The sequence below is a fragment of the Streptomyces sp. NPDC058240 genome (assembly GCF_042882135.1).
Lineage (GTDB): Bacteria > Actinomycetota > Actinomycetes > Streptomycetales > Streptomycetaceae > Streptomyces.
On the sequence record NZ_JBHVWT010000041.1, the window covers coordinates 42,334 to 50,174 of the forward strand.

Annotated in this window: 9 protein-coding genes; 5 read left to right on the top strand and 4 right to left on the bottom strand. The window is 70.3% G+C overall.

The window, feature by feature from the left end; all coding sequences use genetic code 11:
* Positions 1-74 precede the first annotated feature (74 nt).
* Complete coding sequence (locus ACFVX4_RS34415; protein WP_389985186.1) at positions 75-1,097, top strand: DMT family transporter; 1,023 nt, start codon at positions 75-77, stop codon at positions 1,095-1,097.
* Here the strand turns inward: ACFVX4_RS34415 and ACFVX4_RS34420 are convergent.
* Positions 1,088-2,419 (bottom strand): aminotransferase class I/II-fold pyridoxal phosphate-dependent enzyme, encoded by a 1,332-nt coding sequence (locus ACFVX4_RS34420; protein ID WP_389985188.1) that lies wholly within the window; start codon positions 2,417-2,419, stop codon positions 1,088-1,090. The two genes, ACFVX4_RS34415 and ACFVX4_RS34420, sit on opposite strands and share 10 nt — an antisense overlap.
* A 35-nt stretch (positions 2,420-2,454) precedes the next feature.
* Between ACFVX4_RS34420 and ACFVX4_RS34425 the strand changes: the two genes are divergently transcribed.
* The gene (locus ACFVX4_RS34425; RefSeq protein ID WP_389985190.1) at positions 2,455-3,150 is read left to right on the top strand and encodes a pyridoxamine 5'-phosphate oxidase family protein; all 696 of its coding nucleotides are present in this window, start codon (positions 2,455-2,457) and stop codon (positions 3,148-3,150) included.
* Positions 3,151-3,285: 135 nt separating this feature from the next.
* Here the strand turns inward: ACFVX4_RS34425 and ACFVX4_RS34430 are convergent, their stop codons facing one another.
* Complete coding sequence (locus tag ACFVX4_RS34430) at positions 3,286-4,314, bottom strand: DMT family transporter (protein WP_389985192.1); 1,029 nt, start codon at positions 4,312-4,314, stop codon at positions 3,286-3,288.
* Positions 4,315-4,439: 125 nt separating this feature from the next.
* On the bottom strand, positions 4,440-5,009 hold the full coding sequence (locus ACFVX4_RS34435; protein ID WP_389985194.1) for a Clp protease N-terminal domain-containing protein: 570 nt from the start codon (positions 5,007-5,009) through the stop codon (positions 4,440-4,442).
* Positions 5,010-5,254: 245 nt separating this feature from the next.
* Between ACFVX4_RS34435 and ACFVX4_RS34440 the strand changes: the two genes are divergently transcribed.
* The gene (locus ACFVX4_RS34440; protein ID WP_389985197.1) at positions 5,255-5,437 is read left to right on the top strand and encodes a hypothetical protein; all 183 of its coding nucleotides are present in this window, start codon (positions 5,255-5,257) and stop codon (positions 5,435-5,437) included.
* 100 nt (positions 5,438-5,537) lie between these two features.
* On the top strand, positions 5,538-5,969 hold the full coding sequence (locus tag ACFVX4_RS34445) for an SRPBCC family protein (RefSeq protein ID WP_389985200.1): 432 nt from the start codon (positions 5,538-5,540) through the stop codon (positions 5,967-5,969).
* 82 nt (positions 5,970-6,051) lie between these two features.
* On the opposite strand, the gene ACFVX4_RS34450 is transcribed toward ACFVX4_RS34445, so the two are convergent.
* A complete protein-coding gene (locus ACFVX4_RS34450; RefSeq protein WP_389985203.1) occupies positions 6,052-6,663 on the bottom strand; it encodes a PadR family transcriptional regulator in 612 nt (203 codons plus the stop codon).
* 244 nt (positions 6,664-6,907) lie between these two features.
* Here ACFVX4_RS34450 and ACFVX4_RS34455 point away from each other — a divergent pair, with 244 nt between their 5' ends.
* Positions 6,908-7,471: a DinB family protein gene (locus tag ACFVX4_RS34455; protein ID WP_389985207.1), complete on the top strand. Its 564-nt coding sequence runs from the start codon at positions 6,908-6,910 to the stop codon at positions 7,469-7,471.
* Positions 7,472-7,841: the final 370 nt, after the last annotated feature.

The window sequence follows — 7,841 nt, forward strand, 5'->3', positions numbered from 1 at the left end:
GTAAGCAATGCTACGCAGACCCTCGCACAGAATCTCGCTTGTTCTACGTGGTCCGCTTCGTCATCGTTGAGCCCATGAGCCCCGCCGCCACACCGAAGACCACATCTCCCGCCGAGCCGTCCGCCCCGGCCCCGACGGCTGTCCCGGTGGCCGCCCCGGCTCCGGCAACCGCCGCTCGCCCGGCGCTGGACTGGCGGATCCGGTTCGGGGCGCTCTCGCTCATCCGGGGCTTCAGCTTTCTCCTGATCAAGGTCGGCACCGAGGGGTACGCCCCGTTCCAGGTCACCCTCGGCCGTCTGCTGTCCGGCACGGCGGTGCTGGCCGTCGCGATGGTGGTCCGGCGTGAGCGACTGCCCCGCGGCGCCCGCACATGGGGGCACCTGGCCGTCGCCGCGTTCTTCCTGAACGCGCTTCCGTTCTCGCTCTTCGCCTATTCCGAGCTGACCATTCCCTCGACGCTGGCCGGCATCTGCAACGCGACCTCGCCCCTGTGGGGCATGGCGCTGTCGCTCGTCGCACTCTCCGAGGACCGGCCGACCCGTCGCCGGGTCGCCGGACTCGGGCTCGGCTTTCTCGGCGTGCTGACCGTGCTCGGCGCCTGGCAGGGTTTCTCCGGGCTGGACTTCAGCGGCACGGCCATGGCCCTGCTCGCCTCCCTCAGCTACCCGATCGGCTGGATCTACGTCCGCAGAACGCTGGCGGGCAGCAGCTCTTCGACGCTGTCGCTCACCGGCAGCCAGCTCTTCCTCGGCACGGTGCAGATCGCCCTGGTGACCCCGCTGTTCACCTCGGCTCCCGATGGATTCCCGCTGCTCCCGACCCTGGCCGTGGTGGCCCTCGGGGCGCTCGGTACCGGCCTCGCGGTCCTGATGCAGTACGGCCTGGTGGAGGAGGTCGGACCGACGACCGCGCAGATGGTCACCTACTTCATCCCGGTCATCGCCACCGCCGCCGGAGTGGTCCTGCTCGGCGAGCAGCTGAGCTGGAACACTCCGGTGGGAGCCCTCGTGATCCTGGCGGGCGCCGCTCTCACCCAGAGCAGGGCCCGGAGCGGCCGGGCCTACGGCGGCCGGGCCAGGACCGGGGATCACCCGTAGTTCAGCGGCTTCACCGGTCCCGTCGCTGCCGCCACCGCATCCGCCAGTGGCCCGATGTCGGCCTCGGCGAGCGACGAGACGGTGAGCCGGATCCCCTGGGGCGCGGTCATCCGGAACCGCGCCCCGGGCGCCACGGCCCAGCCGGAGTGCAGCAGCCTGGCCACGGCACCGGTCTCGTCGCCGACCGGCACCCACACATTCATCCCGCTGCGTCCGTGGGCCGCCACACCCCGCTCCGCCAGCGCCCGCACGAGGCCGTCCCGCCGGTCGGCGTATGCCCGCGCCACCTCGACCGGGTCGACGGCATCCGAGCTCCACAGGTGCACCACGGCCCGTTGCAGCAGTCGGCTGACCCAGCCGGGGCCCAGCCGCTGCCGCCCCGCCACCCGGTCGACCGTGACCGGGTCACCGGTCAGCACGGCGACCCGCAGGTCCGGCCCGTACGCCTTGGCGACGGACCGTACGAAAGTCCAACGGTCCGTGGCACCCGCCAACGGGTGGAGCGGCAGATCGACGATGCCGTGCCCGTGGTCGTCCTCGATCAGCAGGACATCGCGGTGTCCGGCGAGGACGCCTCGCAGCTCGAACGCGCGCCCGGCACCGATCGCCGCGCCGGTCGGATTCTGCGCGCGGTCCGTGACCACGAGCGCGCGGGCGCCGGCGTTCAGCGCGTGCTCGACAGCGTCGGGCAACGGCCCCTCGTCGTCGACCGCGACGGGAACGGGGCGCAGCCCCAGCGCCGGTACGAGATCCAGCAGGCTGCCCCAGCCCGGGTCCTCGACCGCCACCGCGTCACCGGGCCTGAGGTGCGCGACCAGCACGCGCTCGATCGCGTCCAGCGAGCCGGAGGTCGCCACCACGGGTCCGGCCGTCACTCCGTCGGCGTCCAGTGCGGCGCGGGCGAGCGCGGCGAACTCCGGGTCCACCGGCGCCTGTCCGTACATGCCGGGCTGCCGCGCGTACTCCGCCGCGACCGCCGCGAAGGCTTCGTCCAGCGCGGGCAGCAGGTCCGGGTCGGGGTTGCCCGCCCCCAGGTCCCGCACGCCCGCCGGCGCCTCGACCCCGAGCGATCCGCGCACCGTACTCGCGGGACGCGGCCGCACCCTGCTGCCCCGGCGCCCGGCCGTCTCGATCACCCCGCGCTCGCGGAGCGTGCGGTAGGCGGCCGCCACCGTGTTCGGATTCACCCCCAGCCGATCGGCCAACTCCCGCATGGGAGGCAGCACTTGGCCGGGTTCGAGCCCACCGGACCCGACCCCGCTCTCCACGCTGGCGGCAATTTCCGATGCGCGCCGCCCAACAATCCGATACTCTCCTAGCACAAACAAGATTATGCACTAGTGCAATGGAGTAAGCAATGTCGGACACCGCATCGCCGCAGACCACGGGCCCGGACACCCCAGCCGGATACGAGCCGACCGAGCGCACCGTCCCGACCCGTTCCCGCGAACGGGCGGCATACGACCGGGAGGTGGTCCACTCGATACTCGACGAGGCGTACGTCTGCCACCTCGGCTTCGTCCGTGACGGCGCGCCCGTCGTCCTCCCGACGCTCTTCGGCCGGATCGACGACCGGCTCTACGTGCACGGCTCGACGGGCTCCCGCCCCCTGCGCGAGGCAGGCCGCACCGACCCCGGACTGCCGGTGTGCCTGACGGTGACGCATGTCGACGGGCTGGTGCTGGCCCGCTCCGCCTTCCACCACTCGATCAACTACCGCTCCGTGGTGGTCCACGGCGTCGCACACACGGTCACCGACCCACAGGAGCGGCGGACCGCTCTCGACGCCATCGTCGACCACGTGGTGCCGGGCCGGTCCGCCGACTCACGGCCCGCCGACGAGAAGGAGCTGGCCGCGACCGCGGTGATCCGGCTGGACCTGCGGGAGGTGTCCGCCAAGATCCGCACGGGCGGCCCCAACGACGACCCCCGCGACCTCGCGCTTCCCCACTGGGCGGGCGTCGTCCCGCTCGCCCGCGGATACGGGACGCCGCTCCCTTCGGACGACCTCGACCCGGCGATCGGGGTGCCGGACTACATCACCGCACTCTGACGCACGCCGAGGCTCGGGCCCACAGCCGGGCAACGGGTCCGCCGTCCCGGCGGTCGGGCCGGCACGGCCCCCGGCTCGCCCAGGACCGCGACGAACCGCTCGATGCCTGCCCGCGGGCCCGGCCGTCCGTCGCCGTCACGTCGCGGCACGCCCGGCGGACAGCTCCCCCTCGGCGGCTGCGCGGCCGGCGTCCGGCCCTTCGGCAGCCCCCGCGGCGAGCCCCGACGCGACGGGACCCGAGGGCGTCCGCGGTGTCGACGACTGGGCGATGAAGGCACCGAACAGCACCATGGCCCCGCCGATGAGCTGGGGAGCCGACAGGTGCTCGCCGAGCATCACCCAGGCGAGCACGGTGGCGATGACCGCCTCGAGACAGGCGACCACGCCCGCCACCGCGGGAGAGAGCAGCCGCACCGAGATCACCCCGGTGACGTAGGCGATCACGGTCGCCAGCAGCACGATCCAGACGAGCAGCAGCCAGGCCGGAACATCCGTGCCGTCCATGCCGGCGCTGCCACCCAGGACCGACCAGTCCATGCCCCAGGGCCGCGCGACCACCGTGAGGACGACCGCACCGCTCAGCAGCCCGTAGGCGATGACACCGACCGGATGCGGCGGTTCGACACCGTCCGCCCCGTCCGCACTCCCCTGGTCCGACAGGACGAAGTAGCCGACCTGGCAACCGGCGGCTCCAAGCGCGAGCAGCAGTCCGACCGCGTCGAAGCTCAGCCCCGACCAGACCTCGACCACGCATGCCAGCCCTCCGACGGCGAGCACCACGCCGACCGCGGCCCGCCGGGTGACCGGCCTGCGCTGGACGAACCGGACCCAGCCGAGAACGAGCGCGGGCGCCAGGTATTCGACGAGCAGCGCGACACCGACGGGGATCCGGGAGATCGCGGCGAAGTAGCAGGCCTGTACACCCGCGACGGCGAGCAGCCCGAAGCCGAGCAGCAGGACCGGCCGGCTGCGCACCAGGCCCCGGTGACGCCAGGCCACCGGCAGCATGACCAGGGCCGCGCCCGCCACCCGCAACCACACCACGTGGAGCGGATCGAGCCCCGCCTCGATCAGCGGCTTGGCCGCCACCCCTGAACCGCCGAATGCGAACGCCGAGGCCAGGGCTAGTCCCAGGCTGGCGCTTCTCCCCTGAGACGCGTGCATCGGCCCATCATGACAGCTGCGGTCAGTAGCGTCATCCCGATGACCCCTGACAGGTTCGCCGCCGGGTACGGGGTTCCGCCGCAGCCTTCCGCATCAGCTCCGGGGGACGGGCGCACACCGGACGATCAGCCTCCGGCCTCCCACACGCCCTGATCGGAAGCATCCGCGATCCGGGCGGCGAGCCGATCCGCGTCGATCCCGCCCCGCACCAGCACCTCGACCGCCCGGCACTCGTGATCCATGGCCAGTGCCGCGAGCAGATCGAGCCCTCCGGCCCGCGCATCGCCGCGCTTCTCCGCCCGTTCAAGCGCTCCGGCCATTGCCGAAGCGGCCGAGGGCGACCAGCCCTCCACCCCTGAGTCCCGCACGGCGGAGTCCAGGTCCGGGACGACCGGAACGGCGCCGGAGTCCTCCACCGAACCCTGCCAGCGGAGTCCGTATCCGATACTGCGCTGGACGAGATAGCCGAGCACTCTGGCCAGTTGAGGGCCGCCCTCGAAGGCCGCCCGCACCGCGGGGTCCGATTCGACGAGGGAGTGCAGCAGATGCGCCGTGTCGATCTGCCGGTCACCGTCGCGCAGTGCACGCCTGCGGGCGCCCGTCACCACCGCGGCCAGCTCCACCGTGAGTCTGGCGTCGAGCTCGGCACGGTTCGGTACGGGCTGTTGAGGAATCCGCGGCGTCCGGTTTTGCACACCTCTTACCCCATCAGACCCGCAGCGCCGATACATCCCCGGAGGGACTCATCTAGGCATCCCACGCAAGTTGGGCACACCCGAACGGTTTCTCCTCCTTGCGGATGAGATCTCGCCATTTCCGGATCCGATCGGTGAAAAGGGCGCGCGCCGCCTTGCCACGCGCTCCCTGAGCAACCGGATGCCGCCCTCGTACGTCCCACAGGCCATACCCCCATGCGACAGCCGGAAGGGAGACCGCGGACGTGTCCTGGTTGGTCGCCCTGCCGGCACTCGACGGGCGGGAGTACGTGTACCGGGTCCACGCACCGGCCGACGCACTGCACGCCGACCTCTTCTGGGCCGCGTTCCACTGCCACGACGACGGTCCGTACCCGCGCGCCTTCGACCGATTCGACGACGCCCTGATCTGGCGCGCGGGAGCGTAAGGAACCGGCCATACAGATCTGACGGTTCATCAGTATTGAATGTTCCAGTCACTGCAGCTACGTTCCGCGACACCGTAACCCGCCGAGAAGGGGTGGTCGCATGGCCGAAGTCAGTGCAGAGGCGCGCATCGAAGCACCGGCCGAGAAGGTGTGGGCCCAGCTGACGGACTTCACCGCGTACGGCCAGTGGAACGCCACTCACACCAGCTTCCCCAAGGGCGGTCCGGCGACACTCGAACTCGCGGCCACCTACGAGGAGAACATGAAGCTCATGGGCTTCCCGGCCGAGGTGACCTGGACGGTGGCGGAACTGGAGACCGCGCGCCTGCTGGCCGCCAAGGGCAAGGGCCCGATGGGCGTCAACCTGTCCATGCGCTACTCACTGACCCCCGACGGGGACGCCACCACGGTCCGCATCGACGGGGAGTTCACCGGCGCCGCGGTCTCCCTGATGGCGGGAAAGCTCAAGGACTCGGCGACGGCCGCGCTCGTCGAATCACTGCGCAAACTGGGCGGACTCATCGCCCCCTGACTCCACCCCGCCGACGGGAAGTGCCTCGCGGCTCGGCCGCGAGGCCCTTGTCACCACATCCGCGGGCACCACGCCCACGGGCTCAGTGCTCGTCGGCAAGGATCAGGTACAGCTTCTTACGGGCGTCGTTGATGACCGTGAGAGCCTTCTGGCGCTGATCGGCCGAGCCGGTCTTCCAGACCTGGCCGAACGCCTCCATCAGGCCGAAGCCGGCCTGCCGGATCTCGTTGACGCTCTCCCAGTCGACACCACGCCCGGCTTCCTCCCAGGGCGCCTCGGGCCCCGACTCCGCCTCGGTGCGGCCGGTGTCGGTGAGCGTGAACAGCTTCTTGCCGCCCTCGCTCGCACTGACGATCAGCCCCTCGTCCTCCAGCAGCTGAAGGGTCGGGTAGACCGAGCCGGGGCTGGGCCGCCAGGCCCCGCCACTGCGCTCGCCGATCTCCTGGATCATCTCGTAGCCGTGCATCGGCCGGTCCTTCAGCAACGCCAGGATCGACGCGCGTACGTCACCACGCCGCGCCCTTCCCCTGCCGCCACCCCGGCCGCGCCCACCCCCGAAGGGTCCACCCCCGAACGGCGGTCCGAACTGCCCGAAGGCCGCCCGTCGCCCCTCGAAGTCGCCACGCCCCTGATGACCGGGCCCGCAGTGCCCACGTCCAGGTCCGAACTCGTGCTCGTGTCCATGTGAACGCATCGTTACGCTCCTTCCATCGTTGATCTGTCGCGATGCGTCAACGATATATCGGAACCGATCGCCTGGCAATCCCTTGCTCGGATGCTGTTTGACCTGTGTCAGTGGGTGTTGATCGATTGCCAGCGAAGGCCGATCGATTGACTTCTGTGCCATTTAGGGATGACTGTCTGCGGGGTTTGTGACAGTGGAGGATGGCCGCAGACGGCGACGATCACTCTGCCCGACGGGTCTGTAGTGTGCGGCAATGACAAGAAGCGAGCGGCTCGCGGAGCAGTTGGATTGGTACTGGCGCAAGAACCTGCGGCCACGGCTGGACGGTCTTACTGACGAGGAGTACTTCTGGGAGCCGGTGCGCGGCTGCTGGAGCATCCGCCCACGTGGCACGTCGGCCGCACCGATGTTGGAAGGCTCGGGGGAATGGACGATGGACTCCGCGTCTCCTGCCCCGGTGCCGGCACCGGTGACCACGATTGCCTGGCGGCTGGCGCACATCATCGTCTCGTGCCTGGGCTATCGGGTCGGATGGTACTTCGGCGGCCAGGACGTCGACTCCCAGACATTCGCCTACGCGGGGACCGCTGACGAGGCGCTGGAACAGCTCGATGAGATGTATGGGAGATGGAACGCGGGGGTCCGCGAGCTCTCGGACGCTGACCTGGACAATCCGCCCACGGTGGGTCCCGAGCGGTTTCCCATGGAGAACAGGGTCCTGCACGTCAACAGGGAGCTGATCCATCACGGCGCCGAGATCTCCCTGCTGCGCGACCTCTACCGCTGGCAGGACGGAGCCGGACCGCACCGAATATGACTTTCGGTAACCGGCGAACGAGCTTCGGAAACTTACGTGGAGTCCGTGACGCTCCATGGCTGCTGCCGCCGATAGGCCTCACGATCTTTAACCGCCGTTCTGCCTTCCCTACGTTCTCCTTCGGGACAGGACAGCGTCATCTTCCGTCGCCGATATGCCTTCTGGCGACAGCGCTGAGAGCATGTCCGGCGCTGTGACCTACGACTTCCTTCTGGCATAGGGCCTGAACATACTGGGCAGCGCGGTAATTCAAGGGATTCGTTGCGGGTCGGGGGGGGGGGGGGGGGGGCCCCCCCCCCCCCCCCCCCTTGGGGGGGAACGTCCCCGAACAAAAAAGAGAGGGGGGGGTTTTTTGCCCCCCTCTCCCTCC